General features: G+C 36.9%; 23 protein-coding genes. 10 read left to right on the top strand and 13 right to left on the bottom strand.

The features are described 5' to 3' along the window. The first annotated feature begins 100 nt into the window (after positions 1-100). Positions 101-2,503: an alpha-ketoacid dehydrogenase subunit alpha/beta gene (locus I6U50_RS06785; protein ID WP_198638293.1), complete on the top strand. Its 2,403-nt coding sequence runs from the start codon at positions 101-103 to the stop codon at positions 2,501-2,503. A gap of 207 nt (positions 2,504-2,710) precedes the next feature. Here I6U50_RS06785 and I6U50_RS06780 read toward each other — a convergent pair whose 3' ends face one another. From I6U50_RS06780 to I6U50_RS06765, 4 genes are all read right to left on the bottom strand, one after another. After that, on the bottom strand, positions 2,711-3,259 hold the full coding sequence (locus I6U50_RS06780) for a hypothetical protein (protein WP_198638292.1): 549 nt from the start codon (positions 3,257-3,259) through the stop codon (positions 2,711-2,713). A gap of 90 nt (positions 3,260-3,349) precedes the next feature. Further along, on the bottom strand, positions 3,350-4,867 hold the full coding sequence (locus I6U50_RS06775) for a PH domain-containing protein (protein ID WP_198638291.1): 1,518 nt from the start codon (positions 4,865-4,867) through the stop codon (positions 3,350-3,352). Then, complete coding sequence (locus tag I6U50_RS06770; RefSeq protein ID WP_193709943.1) at positions 4,857-5,384, bottom strand: PH domain-containing protein; 528 nt, start codon at positions 5,382-5,384, stop codon at positions 4,857-4,859. The genes I6U50_RS06775 and I6U50_RS06770 overlap by 11 nt, the downstream gene beginning before the upstream one ends. Further along, complete coding sequence (locus tag I6U50_RS06765) at positions 5,372-6,211, bottom strand: 1,4-dihydroxy-2-naphthoyl-CoA synthase (RefSeq protein WP_193709944.1); 840 nt, start codon at positions 6,209-6,211, stop codon at positions 5,372-5,374. Before I6U50_RS06765 ends, I6U50_RS06770 begins: the two co-directional genes overlap by 13 nt. A gap of 105 nt (positions 6,212-6,316) precedes the next feature. On the opposite strand from I6U50_RS06765, the gene I6U50_RS06760 reads away from it, so the two are divergent. Continuing rightward, a complete protein-coding gene (locus I6U50_RS06760; protein WP_198628956.1) occupies positions 6,317-6,805 on the top strand; it encodes a hypothetical protein in 489 nt (162 codons plus the stop codon). Here the strand turns inward: I6U50_RS06760 and I6U50_RS06755 are convergent. The 5 genes from I6U50_RS06755 to I6U50_RS06735 form a co-directional block, all read right to left on the bottom strand. Beyond that, the gene (locus tag I6U50_RS06755) at positions 6,802-7,638 is read right to left on the bottom strand and encodes a CvfB family protein (protein ID WP_198638290.1); all 837 of its coding nucleotides are present in this window, start codon (positions 7,636-7,638) and stop codon (positions 6,802-6,804) included. The two genes, I6U50_RS06760 and I6U50_RS06755, sit on opposite strands and share 4 nt — an antisense overlap. A 112-nt stretch (positions 7,639-7,750) precedes the next feature. Further along, a complete protein-coding gene (locus tag I6U50_RS06750; RefSeq protein ID WP_079719426.1) occupies positions 7,751-8,095 on the bottom strand; it encodes a DUF2853 family protein in 345 nt (114 codons plus the stop codon). A gap of 65 nt (positions 8,096-8,160) precedes the next feature. Further along, entirely contained in the window at positions 8,161-9,894 is a 1,734-nt protein-coding gene (menD, locus tag I6U50_RS06745) for a 2-succinyl-5-enolpyruvyl-6-hydroxy-3-cyclohexene-1-carboxylic-acid synthase (protein WP_198638289.1), read from the bottom strand. Positions 9,895-10,125: 231 nt separating this feature from the next. Next, the gene (locus tag I6U50_RS06740) at positions 10,126-11,271 is read right to left on the bottom strand and encodes a chorismate-binding protein (protein WP_198638288.1); all 1,146 of its coding nucleotides are present in this window, start codon (positions 11,269-11,271) and stop codon (positions 10,126-10,128) included. Between the two features lie 3 nt (positions 11,272-11,274). Then, the gene (locus I6U50_RS06735) at positions 11,275-11,694 is read right to left on the bottom strand and encodes a PaaI family thioesterase (RefSeq protein ID WP_198638397.1); all 420 of its coding nucleotides are present in this window, start codon (positions 11,692-11,694) and stop codon (positions 11,275-11,277) included. A gap of 136 nt (positions 11,695-11,830) precedes the next feature. Here I6U50_RS06735 and I6U50_RS06730 point away from each other — a divergent pair, with 136 nt between their 5' ends. After that, positions 11,831-12,466: an alpha/beta hydrolase gene (locus tag I6U50_RS06730; protein WP_198638287.1), complete on the top strand. Its 636-nt coding sequence runs from the start codon at positions 11,831-11,833 to the stop codon at positions 12,464-12,466. A gap of 34 nt (positions 12,467-12,500) precedes the next feature. Then, a complete protein-coding gene (locus I6U50_RS06725; protein WP_198638286.1) occupies positions 12,501-13,769 on the top strand; it encodes an NRAMP family divalent metal transporter in 1,269 nt (422 codons plus the stop codon). A gap of 138 nt (positions 13,770-13,907) precedes the next feature. Here I6U50_RS06725 and I6U50_RS06720 read toward each other — a convergent pair whose 3' ends face one another. Both I6U50_RS06720 and dnaK read right to left on the bottom strand, forming a co-directional pair. Next, a complete protein-coding gene (locus tag I6U50_RS06720; RefSeq protein WP_198638285.1) occupies positions 13,908-14,540 on the bottom strand; it encodes a hypothetical protein in 633 nt (210 codons plus the stop codon). 194 nt (positions 14,541-14,734) lie between these two features. After that, positions 14,735-16,663 (bottom strand): molecular chaperone DnaK, encoded by a 1,929-nt coding sequence (gene dnaK, locus I6U50_RS06715; protein ID WP_193709953.1) that lies wholly within the window; start codon positions 16,661-16,663, stop codon positions 14,735-14,737. Positions 16,664-17,095: 432 nt separating this feature from the next. Between dnaK and I6U50_RS06710 the strand changes: the two genes are divergently transcribed. The 3 genes from I6U50_RS06710 to I6U50_RS06700 all read left to right on the top strand — a co-directional run bounded on the left by I6U50_RS06710 (position 17,096) and on the right by I6U50_RS06700 (position 20,684). Beyond that, a complete protein-coding gene (locus I6U50_RS06710) occupies positions 17,096-18,529 on the top strand; it encodes an L-serine ammonia-lyase (RefSeq protein WP_198638284.1) in 1,434 nt (477 codons plus the stop codon). A 272-nt stretch (positions 18,530-18,801) separates the two neighbouring features. Next, positions 18,802-19,422 carry a CPBP family glutamic-type intramembrane protease gene (locus I6U50_RS06705; protein WP_198638283.1) on the top strand — a complete coding sequence of 207 codons (621 nt, stop codon included), beginning with the start codon at positions 18,802-18,804 and terminating at the stop codon, positions 19,420-19,422. Positions 19,423-19,655: 233 nt separating this feature from the next. Then, positions 19,656-20,684, top strand: coding sequence for a formylglycine-generating enzyme family protein (locus I6U50_RS06700; protein ID WP_198638282.1), 1,029 nt, complete (start codon positions 19,656-19,658; stop codon positions 20,682-20,684). Positions 20,685-20,739: 55 nt separating this feature from the next. On the opposite strand, the gene I6U50_RS06695 is transcribed toward I6U50_RS06700, so the two are convergent. Further along, positions 20,740-21,195: a nuclear transport factor 2 family protein gene (locus tag I6U50_RS06695; RefSeq protein ID WP_198638281.1), complete on the bottom strand. Its 456-nt coding sequence runs from the start codon at positions 21,193-21,195 to the stop codon at positions 20,740-20,742. A gap of 63 nt (positions 21,196-21,258) precedes the next feature. Between I6U50_RS06695 and I6U50_RS06690 the strand changes: the two genes are divergently transcribed. The 3 genes from I6U50_RS06690 to I6U50_RS06680 are packed head-to-tail and all read left to right on the top strand — an operon-like array spanning position 21,259 to position 24,006. Further along, entirely contained in the window at positions 21,259-22,377 is a 1,119-nt protein-coding gene (locus tag I6U50_RS06690; RefSeq protein ID WP_198638280.1) for a glycoside hydrolase family 18 protein, read from the top strand. Positions 22,378-22,437: 60 nt separating this feature from the next. After that, on the top strand, positions 22,438-23,256 hold the full coding sequence (panB, locus tag I6U50_RS06685) for a 3-methyl-2-oxobutanoate hydroxymethyltransferase (protein ID WP_193709959.1): 819 nt from the start codon (positions 22,438-22,440) through the stop codon (positions 23,254-23,256). A gap of 51 nt (positions 23,257-23,307) precedes the next feature. After that, on the top strand, positions 23,308-24,006 hold the full coding sequence (locus tag I6U50_RS06680) for an RluA family pseudouridine synthase (protein ID WP_232805890.1): 699 nt from the start codon (positions 23,308-23,310) through the stop codon (positions 24,004-24,006). A gap of 67 nt (positions 24,007-24,073) precedes the next feature. Here I6U50_RS06680 and I6U50_RS06675 read toward each other — a convergent pair whose 3' ends face one another. After that, positions 24,074-25,618, bottom strand: a complete 1,545-nt coding sequence (locus I6U50_RS06675) for a hypothetical protein (RefSeq protein WP_193709960.1) — start codon at positions 25,616-25,618, stop codon at positions 24,074-24,076. Between the last annotated feature and the right edge of the window lie 57 nt (positions 25,619-25,675).

The following is a 25,675-nucleotide window of genomic DNA, read 5'->3' as shown; positions in this document are numbered from 1 at the left end:
AGGCCCTGCCTTTAAGGTATTAATTTGAGAAAGTACATATAAAATTCGAGGGCAACCTTTGAAGTATTAAACCCGCTATTAGGGATTCAAAATAACGTTCATGCAAAGCGAAACACAAACTAAAGATTCAATTTCATTTGAGGATTTTAAGGCCCAGGTAATGGCAGATTATAAAGTTGCCGTTACCAGCCGCGAATGCAGTCTACTGGGTAGACGCGAGGTCCTTACCGGAAAAGCTAAATTCGGTATTTTCGGCGATGGAAAAGAAGTGCCACAATTAGCCATGGCCAAAGCTTTTAAAAATGGTGATTTTAGATCTGGTTATTACAGAGACCAGACCTTTATGTTGGCCATTAATGAGTTTAGCATAGAACAGTTCTTTGCCGGCTTATATGCTGATTGTAACCTGGAAAATGAACCTATGTCTGGCGGCAGACAAATGGGAGGCCATTTTACCACACATAGCCTCCAGGAAGACGGTAGTTGGAAAAACCTAATGGAGCAAAAAAACTCCAGTGCCGATATCTCTCCTACCGCAGGCCAAATGCCGAGACTTTTAGGCCTGGCGCAAGCATCTAAAATATATAGAAACGTAAAAGGAATTTCCTCTGAAAAATTTTCAGATCAGGGAAATGAAATTGCCTGGGGAACCATAGGAAATGCCAGTACAAGTGAAGGTCATTTCTGGGAAACCCTTAATGCCGCCGGTGTACTACAGGTACCAATGGTGCTAAGTGTTTGGGACGATGAATATGGAATCTCGGTACACGCAGCCCACCAAACTACAAAAGAAAGTATTTCAGAAATCGTAAAAGGCTTTCAAAGAGACGAAGACAATAAAGGTTTTGAAATAATTGTGGCAAAAGGATGGGATTATGTCGCTCTTATTGAAGCCTACGAAAAAGCTGAAAAAATAGCGCGTAAAGAACATTGCCCGGTTCTTATTCACGTGATAGAACTCACACAACCGCAAGGCCATTCTACCTCAGGATCGCACGAACGCTATAAAGATGAAAAACGCCTTTCCTGGGAGCGCGAATACGACTGTAATGCTAAGTTTAGGGAATGGATTCTTGAAAACAATATTAGTACAAATGAGGAGCTGGAGGAAATAGAAAAAGACATAAAACGTGAAGTTAGAGAAGGCAAAAAAACGGCCTGGAATAATTACATACTCCCTACCAAAAACAAACAAAAAGAGCTACTGGCTATACTTGCTAAACTAGCTAAAAACACCGAAGAAAACGACGCGGTTATTAAATTGGCCAAAGACCTAAAAGCCAACAAAGAACCTCTTAAAAAAGACCTTGCCATTGCTGCAAGAAAAACTTTAAGAGTTGTTAGAAAAGAGACATCTGAAGAGAAGTCTAAACTTATTGAATGGTTAAATGATTTCAATAAGGCTATGGCTGATGATTACAGCAGCCACTTACACGTAGCAGCTAAAGATCTTAAGAACGAAGTTTTACCAGAGTATAACGATGATTCCCCTGAAGTAGATGCAAGAATTATTTTACGTGATAATTTCGATCAAATATTTGAGAACAAACCTGAAACCTTAATTTTTGGAGAAGATGCCGGAGAAATTGGTGATGTAAATCAGGGGCTGGAAGGACTGCAAAAGAAATATGGTAAATTACGCGTTGCAGATGTTGGTATTCGTGAGGCTACTATTCTCGGACAGGGAATTGGAATGGCAATGAGAGGCCTTAGACCTATTGCCGAAATCCAGTATCTGGATTATGTGATGTATGCTTTACAAGGTATGAGTGATGATCTTGCTACTTTGCACTATAGAACCAAAGGTAAACAAAAAGCCCCTTTAATTATACGTACAAGAGGTCATCGCCTGGAAGGTATTTGGCATAGTGGCTCACAAATGGGCGGTATTTTAAACCTCATAAGAGGTATGTATGTTTTAGTACCACGAAATATGACCAAAGCAGCAGGGTTCTATAATAGCCTGTTAGAACAGGATACACCGGCTTTATTAGTAGAATGCTTAAATGGCTACCGATTAAAAGAGAAAAAGCCAGGCAACCTCTCTGAACTTAGAACCCCCATAGGAAAAGTTGAAACAATAAGAGAAGGTAGCGATATCACTTTGGTCTCTTACGGCTCTACGCTAAGAATTGTTGCTCAGGTGGCTGAAGAATTAAGCGAATTTGGGATTGATGCCGAGGTGATTGATGTACAGTCGTTACTACCGTTAGACCTTGAGCACGATATTGTAAAGAGCGTTGAAAAAACCAATCGATTATTAATTATAGATGAAGATGTACCGGGAGGGGCTTCTGCATTTATCCTGGATAAGGTTTTAAACGAACAAAACGCCTGGAGATATCTAGACAGTAAACCGCAAACCCTTACTGCTAAAGAACATAGACCGGCCTATGGAACCGATGGTGATTACTTTAGCAAACCTTCGGCAGAAGATATTTTTGAAAAGGTTTATGCAATTTTTAATGAGGTAAATCCTGAAGAATTTCCGGCTATAAAATAGAAGGAACTTATGTAATATCTTAAAATACAAATCCCCAATCTAAAGAGAGATTGGGGATTTTTTATTAGTACCCCCAAAGGTCATAATACCCCAAGGCTTGGCCTAAAATAATTTACTACTTCAATTTTCAAAACAATCATATCCTAAAATAATTCCGGAAGTCTTCAGAATAGGATAGCCACTTTGTACTTCTAATACTTTCCAGGTTTAAAGCCATTTAAACTCACTTATTCTAAACCCAATAAAACAATCGTCTACACAGCCTTTTTCAACAAAACCACAATTAGAAATAATTCCATTTTCATCGGTATCAAAATAGATTGTATTCTCTTCCCGATTTACATTTAAATACTCCGAAAAACAGGTTTCGTACAATTCATCTATAAGCAAAGGGTCGAAACCTTCAGCATTGTTACCAATTTCTTCTTCGGTTTCTATATAAGATTCGATTGCTATTTCTATGGGTTCGCCATCTTCATTTCTATCCTGTTTGTAATACGTATATTCCCTTCTAATTACCGTACCATCTTTTACACTTATATGCGTTCTACTTCCATTACCTGTCCAGGAAATCGAATTTACGGTATAGCTATAACTATCTTCATTTTCAGATTTTAATTTCTTCCATAAACCTTTGCTATCACTGTAATTAATTCCACTTTTACCGCTGGTTTCCCCTATTTCTAAACGACTACCTGAACATGATAACATAAAAAGGCTTAGCGTAAAAACGAATAAATAATTTAGAACTCTCATAGCTTAATTTTTAATTTATAAATAATAGATGCGGAAGCCTATAATTGGTTGCGTTGTTATTTAAAACTAATTTCGCTGTGACGTGAGATGCTACATCCAGTTTCGCTTACTAACTTCAGCTTTATATAAGACATAATTTATGTATTGCAAAATATCTTTGCTAACAGCATAAAACTTAAGATCACCACCGGCGGTATGAAAAACAACATTCACCAGGTTTCTTCTGCGATACCAAATAGGTTGCTGCACACTTATAGATTGTATTTTAAACAATTGAAGGGTTTCTTCAGTTTTGTTCCAAAAGCCTTTTTTCTTTTGTAAAAAATCTTCGGTAAAAATTAATTTTCTAGCCCTAAATGCCAGTATTTGTAATGTTATTGCTATCAGTATATACACACCTACCAACGTTAGCACAGCCCATAATTTAAAGTCTACAAAATTGGTAAAATACCAGGCATAAAGGAATACTAAAACCGGTAACATACTCAATAAAATCTTTCGAAACAGTAATAAATTATCAGGTTTAAAAACAGTTTTAAAATTAGTATGAGAAGATTTACTGTATAAAAAAGACTTTATCTTCTCTACAATTTGCTTTCCAAGACCCGGAATCTTTATTTTATTCTTCTGAAGTTCGTTTTCACTGCTTGATAACGAAATTTGGGCCTCATAAAGGTTAAGCCGCTGCTGTACCGGATTGGTGATTATCCGCATTAATTGAAGCCTTCTGGGTTGAAGCGATACCTTTGTATTGGTTTTTAAACCCATCTCCACTTCAAGCTTTTCCCTTGTTTGCCGAACTTTAAGTCCATAATATTTAATAAAAACCTCAATAATGGTAATGCCTATACTTAATATTAAAAGCAACACAAAAAGCAAGGCACTATATCCAATAGACTGAAGCATCCCCGAAAATTGATCTACATAAACTTCAACATGATCCAGGCGATCTTTAAAGTAAGTGTTGGCCCTGTTATAAATTCCCATTACAAAGGCAACAACCAGCGATAGACCACGTAGATAATTTGTGCTTATTCCTATTTTTAAAAGGCTTAGAATACCAACTTTATGCGTCCAAATTTCACGATCTTCGGCCTCTACTCTTTTTTTATCTATTTGATTTGCTTCTACTTTTTCAGATTTAGCTTTTAAAAGAATTTCTGAAAGTCTATACGCATCATTTTCTGAAATAGCTTGTATTTCTACCTCCTGTTGGTTACTTCCGGCGGTATCTATAACCAGGGTATAAACATTAATTACCCGCTGAAGAATAGAACGTTTAAAATATACCTGTTGAATCTTATCAAAAGGAATCGCTGAATTTTCGGTAGAAAAAATTCCCTTTTCCAATACGAATTCCTCACGTTCATAATCAATATAGAAAATGAATTTAAGGTAATAGACATAACTGTAGATTAAAGTTAAACCCATCAATACCACCAAGCCTATGCCTGTATAAATTAAAGTAGTTTTGCTAGGGCCGCTCAACAATAAGTAAGCACCCATAGCCCAAAATATTTTTACCAGTTTATAGAGACTGGAAATGAAGATGAGTAAAATTCCGGCTATAGATTGTCTTTGTGCAGTATGATAGGCTTTAGAATTCATCTTTAGAAATCTTAACCGCAAGGGCTTCTTTTAGCTGCAATGCCATTTTTGGATCAAGGCCAGGAATCGTAATATCACTTCCGCTTCCTCCCGCCGTAAAAATATTAAGGTTAGAAATACCCAGTATCTTATCCCAAACTCCCCTTGAAATTGAAACATGTTGTACCCTGTTAAACGGAACTATTGTTGTTTTATTAAAGATAAAACCACGCTTATAAACGATATCCTTTTCCCGTACGGCATAGCCCAGGCTTTGTAACAATTTATAATTATTCCAAAATCTAAAAATAAAGGCGGCTATAACAACAGCTAAAAGGATGCCTGTTTGCCACTGGTTTAGTTGAAAAAACCATAAAACACCAAGTATAGTAAACAAGACGAGCATAAATATGCCCGTCTGAATATTCATTTTTATAAGGTATGTAGAAGAAACAGAAGAATAAGCTACCGACTCATATTTGGGTAAAGAGGCTAAATCAATCTGATCGTTACTAAAATCTTTACCTAAGGAATCCATTTTTTATCAAAATTGGGTTTTCTTTTCTCTAAAAAGGCATCGCGGCCCTCCTTGGCTTCGTCGGTCATATAAGCTAGACGGGTTACTTCTCCGGCAAAAACCTGCTGGCCAACCATTCCGTCATCAGTCATATTCATCGCGTATTTCAACATTTTTATAGAAGTTGGCGATTTAGCCATAATTTCCTGGGCCCATTCATAAGCCGTATCCTCCAGCTCATCGTGAGGAATCACGGCATTTACCATGCCCATTTCGTAAGCCTCTTGTGCCGAATAATTTCTTCCCAGGAAAAAGATTTCGCGAGCTTTCTTCTGGCCTACCATTTTTGCTAAATATGCCGATCCATAACCCGCATCAAAACTCGTTACATCAGCATCGGTTTGTTTAAAAATAGCGTGTTCTTTACTGGCCAGTGTTAGGTCGCAAACCACATGCAGGCTATGCCCACCGCCAACAGCCCAACCGGGCACAACACAAATTACAGCTTTAGGCATAAACCTTATTAAACGCTGTACTTCCAGTATATTTAACCTGTGATAGCCGTCTTCCCCAACGTAGCCTTGATGACCACGTGCTTTTTGATCTCCACCACTACAAAAAGCCCATTTTCCATCTTTAGAAGAAGGGCCTTCAGCTGAAAGTAATACACAGCCAATTGTGGTATCTTCATGCGCATCGTGAAAAGCGTCTAAAAGCTCTGATGTAGTTTTAGGTCTAAACGCATTTCTAACTTCCGGACGGTTAAAGGCAATTCGGGCAACACCTCCGGCTTTTTTATAAGTAATATCTTCGTATTCTTTTACAGTTTTCCAATTAATTTCACTCATAATTCTTTATTTTATCCAAAAATAAGCTTTTCAAATTATCTTAATATCTTTGTAGAGCAAATAGATTTGCATTGTTTTTGCTATACTAAAACAAAAGCCCTGATAATGAAATTTCGTTTACTCCTTATAAGCACATTTTTTTTAAGTATAACACCTGTTTTTTCTCAGGAATACTGGGACATGGCCGATTTTGAAATTAGCAATTATAGCATTGAACCCGCCTGGAGCGATCTAAGTTTTGGGCAACAATTTTTTCAGGGGGATTTTGATCTTCCCAGTGGAGAATTTCTAAATGTAGACCAAAATAAGCGTGCTACCGTAGATATGGTAGGAATCCTTGAGCAGCAACGCAATATGAAAAAACGCAGCGTAGATATTGGAACACCTTTACCTACAACTACTCAGAAAAAGAAAGCTTTCGAAATTTCTAATAATTATAGGCTTAGAGATAAAGATGAAGTGTATAACGATGCGCTTAACTCCAATCCTTATTATCAAAACCAGCGAATCTATCAAAATGCCCTACATAGGCAACATCAGCGCCGAATGTATTACGGCTCTTACTATTATGCCCCTCGGGGCCGTTATTACTAGCCTTCTTTAAGATAAAGGCCTTTATCCTTTATCTCTATTTTTCTTTGCTTATAAAGCGTACCGGCAGCACGTTTAAAACTTTTTTTACTAATTCCAAGCTGACTGTGGATTGCCTCTGGCGAAGACTTATCGGTAAGGTTTAAGTAGCCATCATTTTGTTTCAGCTTATCAAGAATAAGTTGGGCATTTGGCTCAATACTTCTATAACCCGGCCTTTGTAAACTTACGTCAATTTTACCATCTGAGCGTGTTTTCTTAATAAACCCGCGCATTTCATCCCCTACGTTTATTTCCTGAAAAACATCGTCATGATAAATTAAACCTAAATGCAGTTGATTAATAATCACATTATAACCTAAATCGCTTTTATTGCTTATTATTAAATCTACTTCTTCGAAAGGAGCTACGGTTAAGGACGAATTATCCAGGAATGCATGTACTTTACTGGAAGCAACCAAACGGTTGGTATCCTCATCTAAATAACAAAAAACAAGGTAACGCCCACCTTTTTTCATAGGGTAAGCCTGTTCTTTAAAAGGTACAAAAAGATGTTTTTCAAGCCCCCAATCTAAAAAAGTACCAAATTCTGTTGTCTCTACGCATTTTAAAAAAGCAAATTCATCTAATTTTACCAGGGGTTCTAAAGTGGTCGCAACCGGACGTTCTTCGTGATCAAGGTATACAAAAACCTCAATCTCCTCCCCTATTTCAAAAGTTTCGGGAATGTATTTATTGGGAAGTAAAACTTCATTCCCCTCTTCATCGGTTAAAAATAATCCGGGTTCGGTTTCCCTTACAATATGAAGTGTATGATTTTCGCCAATTCTAAGCATAAGCAATATTTTGGGAGCAAAGATACTTTATATTTACGGGCTTTTCTGCAAAACAAAAAAAATCCGTTTTCATACTCGGAAAACGGATTTCTATATAACTTTAAATCAAGGCTTATTTAAAAACACTTTCTTTTTTGAAATGCTTTGTAAGTAGGTAGTATACCACCGCACGATATTTATTACGATTAGATTTACCATATTTTTCCATAACGGCATTTAAACCAACATCCAGCTTTTCATCATCTTTTAAACCTAATTTTTTAATAAGAAAATTACGCTTCACGGTTTCCATTTCAGATTCTGAAGAACTGGAAACAGTCTCGGCATCACTCCTAAAAATACTTGGGCCACAAGATTCAGTTACTTTTCGCAATAAATCTACATCGGGCTCTTCTCCGGTTTTATCCTTTACATCCTGGATGTACTTACCTACCTTTTCATCGGTTTTTGTACTCATAATTAATAGTTTTTAGTTATTCATCACTAATTTACTTAAAAGAGCCATATTTAAAAATTAAATACTCAAGATTTCATAAAATTAAAATATTCCAAAAGCACCTCGTCATTAATTTTTCTTGGCGTAAAAATTTCCAGAAGTTTTGGCTTTTCAGTAGGTTTAAAAAATTCTTTAAGATGCTCCTGTATCTCCTCAGAATTTTTAGCCGAACCATACTGAAAACCATACATTTCACTTAGGTGTTTTGCCTGAAGTTGGTGTGTGGTTTCAAAATATTTTTCAAAATTATCGGTATTCTTATTTCCAGGTAGGATCCTAAAAATTCCACCACCGCTATTATTTATAACGATTATCCTAAAATTTTTAGGGATATAATTATTCCATAATGCGTTACTATCGTAGAAAAAACTAAGATCTCCAGAAATTATTAGTGTTGGTTCAGCTTTTACACACGCAGCTCCTACTGCTGTAGAAATGCTTCCGTCTATCCCACTGGTGCCTCGATTACAAAAAATACGTAAACTTTCTTTCCACTTAAATAATTGTGCATATCTAATGGTAGAACTATTGCCCAGGTGTAACAAATAATTTTCGGGTACATAAGGAACAATCTCCTGCATAGCCTTCAAATCTGAATAAGGAATTTCATTCATATATTCCTCATGACGCACTTGCCTATGGCTTTTTACTTCTTTCCAATAAGTTCCATAATCGCTTTGAACATTTTCCGTTAGCGGAAAGAAATGAGTAAAGAAAGAGTTTACTGTGGTCTCAAAATGTTTATTTAAGCAAAAAAATGTATTATATGCTTTCTTAGGATCAATATGCCAGTGTTGCTGTGGCTGATAGTTCCTTAAAAAGGCTTTAACCTTCTTAGAAACAATCATGCCTCCAAAAGTAAGTAAGATTTCCGGTTGAAGCTTTTTAAACAGTTCCTCACTATCCTCATCTTTTTCTATAGGACCAATTAGGGTATCTATTCTTGTGAAAAAATCGGGGTGATTTAAATTAGAAGTGGTTTCGGTAAGCACAATAACCGACTCATCTTTGGCCAGTGCTTCTAAAAATTTCTGCTCAACAATATTGGGTTGTGCTACCCCAACTATTATCATTTTACGTTTGGCCTTATTCCAAAGTTCGGCATAGCCCTGTAGCTGTTTTTGGGTATAGCTTCGTTCTACAATTTCAGGTAAGATTTGCAACGGGTTTACGTTCACATTTTCCACCAAATCATATAAGGGCTCATAAAATGGTACATTAATATGAACCGGCCCTTTCCCCTCTATAGCTTTGTTAAGTGCCAGATTTATTTCACGTTCATTGTGCTTTTGAGACTCAAACTGCTTTTGCTGAAGTTTTTTATCGGTAGCTTCAGCATCCAAAACCAATTCTGAGTGTAAGTTTGCTGAATACAGAATATGGTTTTCAAAAACGTTTTTTTGCCTAATGGTTTGACCATCCCCAATATCGATACGCTCTACAGGCCTGTCGGCCGAAATTATCACCAAAGGAATATCGCTGTAAAAAGCTTCTACAATAGCCGGGTAATAATTTAACAAAGCAGAGCCCGAAGTACAAACCAGCGCTACAGGCTTTTGTAGCTGCTGTGCCATTCCCAGGGCGTAGAAAGCAGCACATCTTTCATCTACAATACTGTAAGGCTTAATATCTGGATGATGTGTAAAGCCTATAGTTAAAGGAGCATTTCTGGAGCCGGGGGAAATTACTACGTGATGTATATTTTTAGCAACGCATAGCGCTACAATAGATCTTGCAACAGGTATTTTAGAATATTTCACAAAGTTTAGTTTTCAAAGCAGCACCCCACAGTTTATAAAATCCTGTGAGGTCTTTATTTTTAATCACACCAATCTAATCTCAGGTTCTAAGTTTGAATAACAACGTAGGTGCTAATGTAAACTTAGAATGACGTTATTTAACACTTGACCTTATTGGTTCAATACCTTATAGGTCATTTTCAACAACTCAAAATTACAATTTCAAAAGTATTTACCGGCCAGGTTTTGCCCTTATTTAACAAGTACAGATTTTATGGTATGAGACTTATTCACCGTCTCCTCCCATTCATCAGCAGGATTAGAATCTTTTGTAATTCCGCCGCCAATAAACAGGCTGGCCGTATCGGCTTCTAATTTCATACAGCGAAGGTTTACAAATAATGAAGTATGCTTTAAAACACTCGCGTAAGCCTGGTTTTCCTGATTTCTTCGATTACTGCTACGTTTAACTTCTTTTTTCATATTCATTTCTCCCAAAAATCCAGAATAGAACTCACGCTTATAGCCTTCACTTTTAAGAATAAACCTTTGTGCTTTTATCTTTGGAAGACCGCATACGGCGGGAGTTGGATGTAAAGCTAAAATTAAACTTTTAAGGTTAGATTTTTCCAAATCCAGTATTCCCTGAATATCTGTTTGTAAATGCAATAAATTTCCAGCTTTGGTAGTATAGGGCTCTGATTTATAAATTTTGCCCGAAACCTTATCTTGCAGGTTTTCCAAAATAGAATCTGTAACAATTTGTTGCTCTTCAATTTCTTTCTCTCCCCAATTTACATTACTTGTTCCTGCAAATGCCTGCGTTCCGGCAAGAGACATGGTTTTAAACTTATTGCGCTCTACATTTAAAAGGGTTTCGGGCGTGGCACCCAACCAGGTTCCTGTTTCGGGATGGAACCAATAGTACACAAAAGCAGTTTCATATTTCTTTAGTAGATTTTTAAAAATCTCAACCGCATTAAGTTGTGTTTGCACGTCTTCTTTTCGGGATAACACTACTTTTTTAAATTCATCCTGTTGAATAGCTTCAATTCCTTGCTGAACCAATTCTTCGTGCTGTATTTTAGATTCAGTATTGGTTAAGCCGGGAGGAAAATGCTGCTCTTCCTGCTTTTCTATAGCCGAAGTTGTAGGCGAATATTCTGTAGTAATACTTTCTGCACTTTCAGAAGGAACAAAAAGTGCGCTCTTAGGGTTTTCAAAAGGAGCAAAAACAAAACCGCTTTCCTCATAAGATGATGTTTGGTAAGTTTTATCTGAATCCTGAAGCAAAGCCCTTGTCAACCCATTTTTGTCATTAGGATTTCTATATGCCACAAATGGATTTCCACTACGAATTTGCATCTCTAATTTTATAAAAAAATCTTCGCTATTCATTTTCTATTTCTTTTTAGGCAATGCTATGGTAGTGAGTTTTACAATAGAAATAAGGTTTTTATCCTCATCGGTAACCTTTATTTCAAAAAGTTGGGTGGTACGGCCTTTATGAACAAAGCTGGCTTTAGCATAAACAACACCTTCTGAAATACTTTTTACGTGATTGGCCGAAATTTCAATCCCGCGAACATAAAATTTATCGGTATCCAAAAAAACATAGCTTGCCAAACTCCCTACACTCTCTGCCAAAGCCACACTGGCCCCACCGTGCAATACACCATCGGGCTGGTGAACTTTTGAAGTAACCGGCATTTTAGCGATTAAATAGTCTTCTCCTACCTCGGTAAACTCTATCTCAAGAGTTTCCATAAGCGTATTTTTACAAACTTTTTTAGAAAGCTCCAGAAGTTCTTCTTTGGTCATAGCAATAAGATTGGTTTCTTTGCAGGCCACCTCGGGTAAACCGAGAGGCACTTTATAAAAATCTTTTTGATTCGCAGCAAGCTTCGAATCATTTAAGCCTTTATTATTGAGTAAAAATACAAAACCGCCCTAAAAGATGAGTATTGAAAAGGAGCTTTCTTATCAAATTACCAATACGTATAGTGTTTTAAACCATTTCACTGAAAAAACAAAAACGGTATGGCTGGTTTGCCACGGAATTGGTTATTTGAGTCGCTATTTTCTTCGGCATTTTTATCATTTAAATACTGAAGAAAATTATGTGATCGCCCCACAGGCACAATCCAAATATTATCTCAACAACCAATATAAACACGTAGGCGCCTCCTGGCTTACCAAAGAAAGAACCGAGGCCGAAATAGAAAACGTACTAAATTATTTAGACGGGGTTTATACAGCCGAAAATCTTAAAAATGCACCAAGGCTTATTATTTTGGGGTATTCTCAAGGAGTTTCGGTGGTAACCCGTTGGATAGCCTCCCGTGAAATTAATTGCGAAGAATTGATTATGCATTCAGGAAAAGTTCCAGCCGAATTAACAAGAGAAAACTTTCAGTTTTTAAAAAATACTAACTTCAGTTTTATTCATGGAACCGAAGATGAATACCTGAAAAACGGAATTATTAAAGTGGAAAAAGAACGATTAAAAGATCTTTTTCCACAAAATTTTAAAATAAAAACCTACAAAGGTGGTCACGAATTTAATACTGAACTTATAACGGAATTTGCTTAAATTGACTTTTCGGCTACACATTCAAAGCTTTTAAATGAAACAAAAAATTAATTCTAAAAAATCTATCCTAAAAAGTATAGGACCGGGCTTTTTGTTAGCCGGGGCTGCAATTGGTGTCTCACATTTAGTGCAGGCCACAAGGGCCGGTGCCGATTACGGTTTTATCTTAATTTGGGTTTTAATTATAGCCTGTGTTTCAAAATATCCATTTCTGGAATTTGGTTCTCGTTTTGCCGCAGGTACCGGAAACCATTTAATTACCGGCTACAAAAAACTCGGAAAATTCCCTTATTGGACCTATATCCTAATCACTGTAGGAAGTATGTTTATTATACAAGCTGCTGTAACCATTGTCACTGCCGGTTTAGCCGAGCGTTTATTTAATTTTGGTTGGCCGCCATTTCTATGGAGCGCAATTATTCTTATTGCCTGTATCGCTCTGCTTTTAATAGGAAAATATCCCGGCCTCGATAAAAGCATGAAAATTATTGTTACGGTATTAACCCTTGCAACCCTAGCTGCCGTTATCCTGGCCTTTAGCCCCGAAACTATAAATAATGCAATAAGCATACAGCCACCTTCGCTTTGGACAACAGCAAGCCTGGGGTTTATAATCGCTTTTATGGGCTGGATGCCTATTCCTCTAGATGCTTCGGTGTGGCATTCTATATGGACTCGCGAAAAAGCCAGCCAGAACAAAAACAAAATTTCGGTTAAAGGAGCTTTTGCCGATTTTAACGTGGGATATCTTTCGGCCGCATTTATTGGTTTACTTTTCTTTTTACTGGGGGTTTTAGTAATGTTTGGCAGCGGTACTTCTTTCTCCAGCAACAGTGTAGAATTTTCAAGTCAGTTGGTGGATTTATACGGAAAGACCCTTGGCGAATGGAGCAAGCCTTTAATATCGGCAGCTGCTTTTATTACCATGTTAAGTACGGTTATAACAGTTACTGATGCCTATCCAAGAGTGATTTCAGAATTAAAAGATCCTGAAAAAGATAAACCTGAAGATAAAAAAGGCAAATGGCAGGTATACCGTGTTTCTATCTTTATTATCCCTATTCTTTCACTTTCAATTTTGTATTTTCTTTCAGGATCATTTACCATTTTGGTAGATTTTGCTGCCGGACTTTCATTTCTTTCAGCTCCCTTTCTGGCCTGGTTTAATTACAAACTGGTAAGCGGAGAACAAATGCCGGAAAAACATAGGCCGGGAAAAAATTATAAAATTTTCAGCTTAGTTTGTTTTGCGCTTTTAGTAGCCTTTAACTTTGTGTATTTATATTATAATTTTTTGACTTAGTTTTTTAATCAAATGATTCTTGCACACTAAGTTCACCTTAAGTAAACTACCTCGGGGCAAGCTCACGAGGCATTCGTTGGAAACGAATTTTTAATTTCGAGGCAAGCCTCGGGGTATTAAACTCTTTGGCGGTGCCAATTAAACACAGGAATTTTTATCAACCGAAAACACTTTTTCTTTTAATACTTCAATATCGCCATTAGCTGTAAGCTTAAGGTGATACCTATTGGTTTTAATTGGCGTGCAATAACTAACAGTTTTTAATACTATAAGTTCAAAACCGGAATTTGTAGCTTTTATTGCACCGCCATCAATATCATTAATTCTATAATAATAATCGTTTGCACGAATCCAAAGCAAAGCCTCTTCCTTTGTATTTATAGCACCTAAAAATTGCAGTAAATCGTCTGTAGAAGCAACCAGGTTGTTTTCATTATTGGCTTGATATTTTAAATAATAAAAACATAGTCCCGGTAAGCAACTGGGAGCAAAACCGTATTCCGGTTTTAAATTGTTAAACCCATCCTTGCACATATCGTCTTCTTCACTGGCACATAGCACTCCGTTTTGACCTATAATTTTTTCGTTAAAATCATTCGGGCCGTTTACCAAAGCATATACAAGCTCCCAATAATTGTTTTCTATACCGGGATCCAGGTCATGAAAAGGATATTCTTCTGAAATTGGCTCAAAGCCTTTGGTAGAAATAGTGTCGTCAGTACTACAGGAAACAAAAAGAACGAGTGTAAAAAACAATATTGATATTTTCATAATAATCGATTTCTTAATAGATACAAAATCCCTAAAAAGTTGTGTTTAAAAATAAAAAAAGCGCAATCAATTTAATGATTACGCTTTTTGGTATTATTATTTAAGCTAGATTTTTAAAGATCCCGAAACAAGTTCGGGATAAGCGATTCGCACACTTTTACAAGCGCTTTGCGCTTGTAAAAGTGGCTCTCTGCTTACTTCACCTCCTCAAAATCTACATCTTCTACGTCGTCTCCGCTTTTAGAGTTTCCTCCGGCCTGCTGGCCACCTTCGGCTCCGGTAGCACCTTGTTGTGGTCCTGCCTGGCCTCCCTGGGCTTCAGCTTGTGCTTTATACATTTCTTCAGAAGCAGTTTTCCAGGCTTCGTTCAATTTGTCTAAAGCAGGAGTAATTTGATCCAGCTCTTTAGTTTCGTAAGCTTTCTTCAATTCTTCTAAAGCTTCTTCTACCGGCTTTTTCTTATCTTCAGAAATCTTATCGCCAAATTCTTTTAACTGCTTTTCAGTTTGGAAAATCATAGCATCAGCTTCGTTAAGCTTATCTACTTTTTCTTTGGCTTTCTTATCGGCATCAGCATTTGCTTCAGCTTCCTTCTTCATTTTCTCGATTTCTTCCTCGGTTAACCCTGAAGATGCTTCAATACGAATATCCTGAGATTTTCCGGTTGCTTTATCGGTAGCACTTACTTTAATGATACCATTGGCATCAATATCAAAAGTTACTTCAATTTGAGGTGTTCCTCTTGGCGCTGGTGGAATTCCGTCTAAGTGGAATCTACCAATAGTCTTGTTATCGGCCGCCATTGGGCGCTCCCCTTGCAATACATGAATTTCTACTGATGGCTGATTATCGGCCGCGGTAGAGAATGTTTGCGATTTCTTGGTAGGAATGGTAGTATTGGCTTCAATAAGCTTTGTGTTCACTCCTCCCATAGTTTCAATACCTAAAGAAAGTGGTGTAACGTCAAGTAGCAATACATCTTTTACATCTCCGGTAAGTACACCACCCTGGATAGCTGCACCAATAGCCACAACCTCATCTGGGTTTACTCCTTTAGAAGGTTTTTTACCAAAAAATGCTTCTACTTCTTCCTGAATTTTAGGAATACGGGTAGAACCACCAACAAGAATTACCTCATCGATATCGCTTTTTGAAAGCCCTGCATCACTAAGTGATTTCTTAACAGGCTCCATAGAACGAGTCACCAACTCTGCAGCCAATTGCTCAAACTTAGAACGGGTAATTGTTTCTACAAGGTGCTTTGGGCCACTTGAAGTTGCAGTTACATAAGGTAAGTTAATTTCAGTTTGACTTGAAGAAGACAACTCGATTTTAGCTTTTTCTGCAGCTTCTTTTAAACGCTGAAGTGCCATTGGGTCTTTTCTAAGATCTATATCTTCAGCCTTTTGGAAAGTATCTGCAAGATAGTCTATTAACACCTCATCAAAATCATCACCACCAAGGTGCGTATCACCATTTGTAGATAATACTTCAAATACACCATCACCCAATTCAAGGATAGAGATATCAAAAGTACCTCCACCAAGGTCATAAACTGCAATTTTTTGATCCTGGGATTTCTTATCTAAACCGTATGCAAGCGCAGCTGCAGTAGGCTCGTTTATAATTCGGCTTACTTTTAAACCTGCAATCTCCCCGGCTTCTTTTGTAGCCTGGCGCTGAGAATCGTTAAAATATGCCGGTACGGTAATTACTGCTTCATTTACTTCCTGCCCAAGATAATCTTCTGCTGTTTTCTTCATTTTCTGAAGTACCATTGCAGAAAGTTCTTGTGGAGTATATTTTCTACCATCAATTTCTACACGAGGGGTATCATTATCACCTTTTACTACTTTATAAGGCACCCTACCGGCTTCTTTAGAAGACTCAGAGTATTTATTCCCCATAAAACGCTTAATAGAAGAAATGGTTTTGGTTGGGTTAGTAACTGCCTGACGCTTGGCCGGGTCACCAACTTTTATTTCGCCACCTTCTACAAAAGCAATTACAGAAGGGGTAGTTCTTTTTCCTTCAGCATTAGGTATTACCGTTGGTTCATTTCCTTCCATTACGGAAACGCACGAGTTGGTAGTACCTAAATCAATTCCAATTATTTTACTCATAACTTTATACGTTGAATTTTATATTATTGATTTCAATTCTTCGAAGTCTTAAAGTCAATCTTTATGCCAGCGAAAAACTTATGACAGGTTGTCATTTTTTCAATCAGGCACTTGTCAAATATGCGCTTTTCCTTGTAATAAAAAGTAAGTCAACACACGTCAGGTTCCCTTGTAATAAATTACATCCTGGCAAGTTAAGGAGGCATTAAATGGAATATTTTTTAATTCGGGGCAGTTGTAAGAGTATTTGTTTATCAACTAAAACACGTTAAGAATACTATTGAATTTGAAATATTTGCTCAGCATAAAGATGTTAGCAGTTTTTAATTTTTAATGTGATTTACTATTCACGAAATCGTTTTAATATTTCAATAAAACATTCTCTTTCATGTTAGCAAATCCTTACTTTTGCGGTAAAATAGGAGATTTATAATGCGGAAAATTGAATGTATTAGCGTTTTTGATATGTTGAAGGTTGGTGTAGGTCCCTCCAGTTCACATACCTTAGGTCCCTGGCGAGCTGCCCAAAGATGGATTGCAGAGTTAAAGAAAAAAAGAACTTTTGAAGAAGTTAAACATATTCACATAGATCTTTATGGCTCTCTTTCGCTTACCGGAGTGGGTCACGCTACCGATATTGCTACTATTTTAGGGCTTTGCGGACATGATCCTGTAACTATGGACATTTCTATTATTGATTCTGAAATCCAAAACATCAAAGAATCAAAGAAACTTCTACTTAATGGTGAAAAGAGCATTGATTTTAGTATCACTAACGATATAAAATTCAATAAGAAATTCCTTGAATTTCATCCTAATGGAATGACATTCCGTGCAGAACTTAAAAGCGGTAAAAAAACATCCTCATCTTTTTATTCTATTGGTGGCGGTTTCGTGGTAAAGAAAGAACGTAAAAACGCCAGTAAGAAAATGAAAAGCTTTATGGAGTTTCCATTTTCTATTGAAAAAGCTACCGAACTACTGGCCTATTGTAAATCTGAAAACAAGCCTATTTCTGATATTGTTCTTGAAAATGAAAAATCCCTTAGAAGCGAAGAAGAAATAAACGCCGGTTTAAAGCAAATTTGGGATGTAATGCTAGAATCTATGTACATTGGTTGCCATACCGAAGGTACACTACCCGGCGGCCTTAACGTAAAACGCCGCTCTTTTGAAATGCACCAACGCCTTATTGGCGAAGAAAAATATGATTCTCCTGAAGATTGGATTACCGCGATTAGAAGGACCGAAGTAAAGTTTAGGCAAATTCTTAAATGGGTTAGCTGCTTTGCCATAAGCGTTAACGAAGTAAACGCGTCTTTGGGACGTGTGGTTACCGCACCCACCAATGGTAGTGCAGGTACTGTTCCTGCAGTGATGATGTATTATATGGTGATAGAAAACCACAAAGCTACTTTTGAAGATATGAAGCGTTTTATGCTGGTAGCAGGTGAGATTGGCAGTCTGTTTAAAAAAGGAGCCACTATTTCTGCTGCTATGGGCGGTTGCCAGGCAGAGATAGGTGTATCATCGGCGATGGCGGCCGGTGGATTAACAGAACTACTGGGAGGAACCCCGGAACAAGTACTTATGGCTGCCGAAATTGCTATGGAACACCACCTGGGCCTAACCTGCGACCCTATAGCCGGTTTAGTACAGGTGCCCTGTATTGAAAGAAATGCCATGGGCGCCATAAAAGCCATTAATGCGGCAGAAATAGCCCTGGAAAGCGATGCAACAAAAGCAAAAGTACCTCTGGATAAAGTGATTGAGACTATGTGGGATACCGCCAAAGATATGAATTCGAAATATAAAGAAACTTCAGAAGGCGGCCTCGCAGTTAAAGTGAATTTAAGCGATTGTTAGCCTGTTTTCGGTTGTGGGTTCTCAGTTTGGCGTTTTTTGTTCGTGGTTTATTGTTTTTAAAAGTCTGCTGAGACTGTAAACTGCTTGATGAGTTCATCCTGTTCTCGCTTCACGGCATTGTGCGAAATAGAAAAGGTCTTTCAATAAAAATTTCGTGAATTTGTGGCTTAAAACAAATACAGTTTTAAATTGCAGTAATATTTAAAATAAAAATCTTGCAGCTCCCTAAAATACCACCTAAAGTCGGTAACCTGTTTCGCAATTATTGGTTGATGATAGGATCCTATTTTCTGTTTTTCTTTTTAATGGGGTTCTTAAATACTTTTTTACCCGACTTAGACCTGGAAAAATATCAGCAAACCGAGTTATTTAATTTAATGAACGAAAGTCCCCTGGCTTTTGTTATTATGGCAGTGATTATTGCCCCGGTGTTGGAAGAAAGTATGTTTAGAACGCTTATTAAACCCTCTTTTACCGAAATACATATTTTCTGTTGTGCTTTGCTTGCCTTTTTCGGCTTAGGTTTTATACCCCAGGAGGCCCATTCGTTGCTAAAATATGGACTGGTAATTTTAGCGGCTATTATCATCTTTCTTTTCTTGCAATCTCTTAAACCTTCACGAATCATTAGAATATTCCGTATTCTTCTATACCGATATTATAGAGTTGTATGGCTACTTACCGCAGGTCTTTTTGGTTTGGTTCACATCTGGAATTATGTTGAAGGTTGGCAATTTGATCTCATTTTATTTCTCTTAATTTTCCCAAGAATTATTGCTGGCTACTTTTTTGGAAAAATAAAAATTGAAAACAATAGCCTTATTTGGCCAATTGCCATGCACGCTATGAATAATGGTGTTGTGGTTATATTTCTTCTCCCAAAGATTTTGTAAAAGAAGTAAACTAGCTCGGGGTATTATAGCCGTTAGCGGTGCCAATAAATGTTGGCAAATAAGCAGACTTAAACTCACCTCTCCGGTAATTCCAAATTTTCTCTACTCCAAGCATAAGAAAATCAAAACATTACTATCCTAAAAATAGATTTGCAATTTATTCTATAAAATTTTCGGGTCGGGTATTTTTATACGTTTGAATTACTTCTTTATCTTTAACCAAAATTCTAAGTATGCGATTCTCTTTTAATCCAATGATCCTGGTCTTTTTAATTGGTTTGTTTTTTAGCTGTAAAAACCAGGAAGATAAAAAACCTGAAACTCCCACGGCAGATCTTGAGGAAACTGAAAAATCTTATCATGAGGCGTATATGGAGGAAATTGCTGAGATTAAAGAGCGAGATTCAGTATCAACCTCAGGTATGCTTAGAATTGAAGGTGGGGAATATTTGATGGGCGGAAATTCAGACCAGGCCCGGCCAGACGAATTTCCACAACATATAGAGAAAATAGCAACACTACTGGTAGACGAAACCGAAGTAACAAATGCCCAATTTAGGGAATTCATAAACAGTACCGGTTATGTTACCACGGCTCAACGCAGTTTTGAAGTACAAGGGCAAACTTTCCCTCCCGGAGCCCTTATTTTTAATGAAAACAACCCACAAGCCTGGTGGAAATTTAAAGAAGGGGCTAACTGGGAAAATCCTTATGGACCAGGCAGTTCTATTGAGGGAAAGGATGACCATCCCGTAGTACAGGTTTCCTGGTATGACGCCATGGCCTATGCAAAATGGGCTGGAAAAAGATTGCCAACCGAAGCCGAGTTTGAATATTTAGCGCGAGGTGGAAAAGAAGATGAAATTTACCATTGGGGAAATGACTTTAAAAAGGCTACCCAATTTGTTAACTTCCATCAGGGTAATTTTCCGATTTCCAATGAAGTTCAGGACAATTTCGAGAAAACAGCTCCGGTAAAAAGTTTTCCTCCAAATGACTTTGGACTTTATGAAATGGCAGGAAATACCTGGGAGTGGGTATTGGATACCTATTATCCAAATGCCTATTCAAAACTGGAACAGCGCACCGATGGCTACTTTAAAGAATATTATAATGCTGAACAGCAAAAAGTAATTCGCGGCGGCTCTTTTTTGTGCAGTGAATCTTATTGTACCGGCTACAGAAACGCGGCCAGAATGAGCTCTACCCCCGAAAGTGGTTTAGAACATTTAGGTTTTAGGTTAGTTAAAGATATAGAGTAAATTATTTCATGGTAAGTCGACGAGGTATGAAAATCTCGATTATCGAGTATATCCTCTATTCACAGCCTAATTTGCTGCGTGTATCTACCAGATAAATTATTTTCCACTGGCCTTTAAATTTCATTAGTTGAAAAGTATTTACGCCACAATGACTTAATTCGTCATTTACATAAAATGAATACGGAGTACTTACGTTTGCGATCACTCCATTTATGTTAATTTTAAATCCATGTAGTTTTTCTCTAAACTTAGTGGTTTCTGGAATTGAGGCAATAGCCCTCAAAAAATCAGTATAATCTTCGGTAGAGAGCATTGTTTTTCCGTTAACATCTATAGCAACTGAATGCATTTTTATCTCAGGGTGCGCAAAATTCTTTAAAGCAATAGAGTCCTTTGCGTGAAAAGCACTAAAAAAGTTTTCGATTAAATTTTGAAGATTTTCTTTTTCTGAACTTTGATTATAGCCTAATTGACAGAGAAATAGAAAACTAATTAGGAAAAACTTATTCATTGGCCTATTTTTATAGAATAGCTAATTTAATATTTTAATACACTCAAGCTAATCCTTTATATTATGAAAAAAGCATTGGTGCCCTCTCTCCTATTATTTTTAGGTTTTGTTTTAAATACCTGGACTGTAAAAGCACAGGAAAAAGTTGTAGGTTATATTGTAGCCGGAAATGTTGATGATAAATTTAATGAGATTACGGCAAAAAAACTTACACATGTTAATTATGCCTTTGCTAATATTGAAAAAGGGAAAATTGTAGAAGGTAGTCCTAAAGACAAAGAACGTTTAAAAAAAATTAATGGTTTAAAACAAGATAATCCCGATTTAAAAATCTTGATATCCGTAGGTGGCTGGGCTTGGTCTGGTGGCTTTTCTAAGGCTGTTGCTAATAAAATTAATCGTGAGCGTTTTGCAAATAGTGGAATTTCTTTCCTTAAAAAACATGATATAGACGGCATAGATTTAGACTGGGAATACCCGGGACAACCGGGAGCCGGAAATCTACATTCGCCGGAAGATAAACAGAACTTTACGGCTATACTTAAATTGTTTAGAAAAAAACTGGATTCGCTAGGAAAAGTTGATTCCAAAAATTACTTGTTAACCATCGCAACCGCTGCAAACAAGGAGTATTTAAAACATGTTGAATTAGATAAAATTCATCCTCATTTAGATTTTATAAATATAATGAGCTATGATTACCGGGGTGGTTGGAACAATTCTACCTCGCACCATACCAACTTATACGATTCAGAAACCGATCCTGAAACATATAAAAGAAGTACAAATACCGCTGTAAAAGAACATTTGGCAACCGGTGTTCCTTCAGAAAAGCTTGTTATTGGAGTTGCCTTTTACGGCAGGGGTTGGCACGAAACAGAGAATAAAAACGCAGGCCTGCATCAAAGAGCTTTCGGAAAATCTTTCAGCATAAATTATCGCGAAATAAAAGACAGTTTAAAAGATGGCACATACAGCCGTTTTTGGGACAAATCGGCCCGGGCACCCTATTTATGGCGCAAAGATACCGGCACTTTTATTACCTATGATGATCCCGAATCTATAAGACAAAAAGTAAATTTTATAAAAGAGCACAATCTTGGTGGTATTATGTTTTGGCAATATCACGGAGACGATGGTGAATTATTGGAAACACTTTACACTGAATTTAAAAAACAATAAAAGCTGCTTAGTGACATAAAACCGCTCGATTTTGTACTTTTACCTTCCAAAATTGAAAATATGTCTGTAGCTAAGAAAGAATACAAAAGAGTTACCACCAAGTCTTTGGTAGATATGAAAAAGAATGGCGAAAAAATCGCTATGCTTACCGCATATGATTACTCGATGGCGAAAATTGTAGATGGTGCCGGAATAGATGTAATTCTTGTGGGCGATTCTGCCAGTAATGTAATGGCGGGACACGAAACTACACTTCCTATTACTTTAGACCAAATGATCTATCACGCAACCAGTGTGGTAAGAGCTATAAATAGAGCACTTGTTGTAGTAGACCTTCCCTTTGGAAGTTACCAAAGCGACCCAAAAGAAGCCTTAAGATCGGCGATTAGAATTATGAAAGAAAGCGGTGGTCACGCCGTTAAACTTGAAGGAGGAAAAGAGATTAAAGAATCGCTAAAACGTATTCTACACGCCGGGATACCGGTAATGGGACATTTAGGCTTAACCCCCCAATCTATTTATAAGTTTGGTACTTATACGGTAAGAGCAAAAGAAGAAGCTGAAGCCGAAAAATTAAAATCTGATGCACTATTACTGGAACGCCTTGGCTGTTTTGCCATCGTTTTAGAAAAAGTACCGGCAAAACTGGCAAAAGAAGTAGCAGAAAGTATAAACATTCCTGTAATTGGTATTGGTGCCGGAAATGGCGTAGATGGCCAGGTATTGGTAATACACGACATGCTGGGAATGACCCACGAATTCAATCCAAGATTTTTAAGGAGGTATGCCGATTTACATTCAGAAATGACGAAAGCTTTTGAAGGCTATCGGGATGATGTAAAAAGCAAAAGTTTTCCATCTGATGATGAGCAATATTAATTAAAGAACCAATACCCGGTTGAAGTTTAAAGCTCTTATAACATAATTAGTTTGGAAAAAACAATTTCGAATAAAAACAACCTACAGGTCCTTTTTGAAGACAACCATATTATTGTGGTAAATAAACGCCCCGGTGATATTGTACAAGGCGATAAAACCGGGGACAAACCGCTTAGCGAAGTGGTGAAATTGTATTTAAAGGAAAAATACAATAAACCCGGAAATGTATATTTGGGCGTAGTACATAGGCTTGACAGGCCAACTAGCGGAATTGTTCTATTTGCGAAAACCTCGAAGGCCCTACCCCGGCTCAATAAACTTTTTCAAAAGAAAGAAGCGCAAAAAACATACTGGGCCATTATAAAAAATGCTCCTCCCAAAAAATCAGATACTTTAGTCCATTTTTTAAAGCGAAACCAAAAACAGAACAAATCTTACGCGCATAGTAAAGAAGTACCCGATAGTAAAAAAGCTATTTTGGAATACAGAATAGTAAAGAAACTTGATAATTACTTCCTACTCGAAATAGATTTACATACCGGGAGACATCATCAAATTAGGAGCCAGCTTTCGGCTATTGGCAGCCCCATTAAAGGTGATTTAAAATACGGTTTTAACCGAAGCAATAAAGACGCAAGTATTCATCTACACGCCAGGGAGTTAAAATTTATCCATCCGGTAAAAAAAGAAGAGGTTCATATAATAGCCCCTCCACCCCGGGAAGTGCTTTGGAATAATTGTATAGGCTAAACTGAAATCAAAATTGCTTCTTAAATTTTTTTCAACCTATTTTCAGGCTTTGTTGTCTCAAAAATAATTACCTACCTACCAAAGCTACTTTTTCAGCGATTACATCAGCTACGGGGCGGTTTTGTATTTTACTTTCCAACCACGAAATAATATCCAGGTAAAGAAATGCCCTGCGTTCATAAGGGTGATTTTCATACTCCTTTAGCTTAGCGTGCAATTTTCTAAATTCATCTTTTATTTCCAGAGGAGAGATTTCAGGCAAATTTCTTAGGAAAATTATCATTTGTTTTTGAACCTCGTGCAAATCGTTCATTTTAATCAAAAATTTATAAGTAGATTTCACCAACCTATCTAAATGATAATCCAGGCCTGCTTCATAATGAGCTACCAGGCTTAAAATACGGGCAAAGCACATTAAGTCTTCCCGCATTTCCAAAGATTTATTATTAATAATTTTATTTAGAAATTCTATACATTTTTTATTGTCACCATCCCCAAAATAAAGACAGGCTATCTTGTAGTAAAAAACCATGATGTGATGCTCATCTATACGGTCTTTATATTTTTTTATACGTTTCTGAATTTTTTCTACCAATTTATCGCCATTGGCAAAAGCTCCCTTCATAAACCGTAAATTCAATTTATTGGAATATAGATAAAGAAAGGCCAAAGCTTTAATATTATCATCGTCTGGAATCTTGGCATCTTTCAGCATACCTTCAAGATTTTTAAGCGTCTTTTCGAATAAATTGGTATGATTTAAATAAAACAAAGACTCCAACAAATAATGGTTTCCTTTTAAATAAGAAACGGGGTGAATGGGCACCAGGTGCTTCTGGTCGTTAAAAAGATCTATCCATTTCATAGAATAACGATAGCAAGCCAGGAAATCTTGCGTAATAAAACTAAACCATAAGTGGGCTTTATAAAGCCATAATTTCTCCCTAAAACCTATGTTTTTTATTTTGTACTCGGGAAGATTCTGGTAAAAGTAGTTCCTAATACTATCTGCTTCTTCCTGGGTTCTGGCATACCCCATCTTTAAGAAAATGGCATATAACTGTAAAGATAAATTAGAAAGCTTACTGGATATTAAATTAAGCTCACTCAAACTCTCGGTTTGTTGAATTAAGCTTTCCGCCCTGTTTTCTATACTTCGAGTAATATATTGGGATTCGATAATTTTCTCTAACTCCAGGATTTCATAGGCCAGGTTTTTTTCTTCATACTCCAGTGCCTGGGTTTTTATTTTATCCAATAACTTCAGGCTTTGCTTATAAAGCCCTTTTCTATATAAGATATAGGCAAAATCAAACTGCTCCCTAATTTGAACCGGAATACTTTGGTGAGCCGGGTTCAATCGTAAACTAATAAGTATTTGCTTATATAAATGAGCTTTTACATTTGAGAGTTGTTGCTTACTAATCTTAGTTTTTAGAAGAATCTCTTTCTCGTTATATTTCTTCAATTTGGTCATCACCTTAAATAAATTCAAAAATTTACTATCGGTATTCACCCCAATTCTTCCAACATACAACGAAAACTGTCGCTTTTCCGACGGTGAAAGCGACTTAATTAAAGAAAATAAGTTATCGGTTAAATCATTAGTCATTGTAACAAAATCGTTTATAAAACACTGATTATCAGTATTATTACATTCTATTTTTTA

The sequence above is a fragment of the Salegentibacter maritimus genome, assembly GCF_016236975.1.
Lineage (GTDB): Bacteria > Bacteroidota > Bacteroidia > Flavobacteriales > Flavobacteriaceae > Salegentibacter > Salegentibacter maritimus.
The sequence above is the reverse complement of the archived record's forward strand: the minus strand, read 5'-3'. Positions and strand labels throughout refer to the sequence as shown.

Excerpts from the sequence above, each read along its gene's own strand:
- I6U50_RS06755 (WP_198638290.1), bottom strand. The coding sequence starts at position 7,638 with ATGCTTAGAATTGGCGAAAATCATACACTTCATATTGTAAGGGAAACC.
- I6U50_RS06735 (WP_198638397.1), bottom strand. The coding sequence starts at position 11,694 with ATGACCAAAGAAGAACTTCTGGAGCTTTCTAAAAAAGTTTGTAAAAAT.
- I6U50_RS06775 (WP_198638291.1), bottom strand. The coding sequence starts at position 4,867 with ATGAATTCTAAAGCCTATCATACTGCACAAAGACAATCTATAGCCGGA.
- dnaK (WP_193709953.1), bottom strand. The coding sequence starts at position 16,663 with ATGAGTAAAATAATTGGAATTGATTTAGGTACTACCAACTCGTGCGTT.
- I6U50_RS06695 (WP_198638281.1), bottom strand. The coding sequence starts at position 21,195 with ATGAATAAGTTTTTCCTAATTAGTTTTCTATTTCTCTGTCAATTAGGC.
- I6U50_RS06765 (WP_193709944.1), bottom strand. The coding sequence starts at position 6,211 with ATGAGTGAAATTAATTGGAAAACTGTAAAAGAATACGAAGATATTACT.
- I6U50_RS06780 (WP_198638292.1), bottom strand. The coding sequence starts at position 3,259 with ATGAGAGTTCTAAATTATTTATTCGTTTTTACGCTAAGCCTTTTTATG.
- I6U50_RS06785 (WP_198638293.1), top strand. The coding sequence starts at position 101 with ATGCAAAGCGAAACACAAACTAAAGATTCAATTTCATTTGAGGATTTT.
- I6U50_RS06770 (WP_193709943.1), bottom strand. The coding sequence starts at position 5,384 with ATGGATTCCTTAGGTAAAGATTTTAGTAACGATCAGATTGATTTAGCC.
- I6U50_RS06690 (WP_198638280.1), top strand. The coding sequence starts at position 21,259 with ATGAAAAAAGCATTGGTGCCCTCTCTCCTATTATTTTTAGGTTTTGTT.
- I6U50_RS06705 (WP_198638283.1), top strand. The coding sequence starts at position 18,802 with ATGATAGGATCCTATTTTCTGTTTTTCTTTTTAATGGGGTTCTTAAAT.
- I6U50_RS06725 (WP_198638286.1), top strand. The coding sequence starts at position 12,501 with ATGAAACAAAAAATTAATTCTAAAAAATCTATCCTAAAAAGTATAGGA.
- panB (WP_193709959.1), top strand. The coding sequence starts at position 22,438 with ATGTCTGTAGCTAAGAAAGAATACAAAAGAGTTACCACCAAGTCTTTG.
- I6U50_RS06730 (WP_198638287.1), top strand. The coding sequence starts at position 11,831 with ATGAGTATTGAAAAGGAGCTTTCTTATCAAATTACCAATACGTATAGT.
- I6U50_RS06675 (WP_193709960.1), bottom strand. The coding sequence starts at position 25,618 with ATGACTAATGATTTAACCGATAACTTATTTTCTTTAATTAAGTCGCTT.
- I6U50_RS06720 (WP_198638285.1), bottom strand. The coding sequence starts at position 14,540 with ATGAAAATATCAATATTGTTTTTTACACTCGTTCTTTTTGTTTCCTGT.
- I6U50_RS06740 (WP_198638288.1), bottom strand. The coding sequence starts at position 11,271 with ATGAATAGCGAAGATTTTTTTATAAAATTAGAGATGCAAATTCGTAGT.
- I6U50_RS06760 (WP_198628956.1), top strand. The coding sequence starts at position 6,317 with ATGAAATTTCGTTTACTCCTTATAAGCACATTTTTTTTAAGTATAACA.
- I6U50_RS06710 (WP_198638284.1), top strand. The coding sequence starts at position 17,096 with ATGCGGAAAATTGAATGTATTAGCGTTTTTGATATGTTGAAGGTTGGT.
- I6U50_RS06750 (WP_079719426.1), bottom strand. The coding sequence starts at position 8,095 with ATGAGTACAAAAACCGATGAAAAGGTAGGTAAGTACATCCAGGATGTA.
- I6U50_RS06700 (WP_198638282.1), top strand. The coding sequence starts at position 19,656 with ATGCGATTCTCTTTTAATCCAATGATCCTGGTCTTTTTAATTGGTTTG.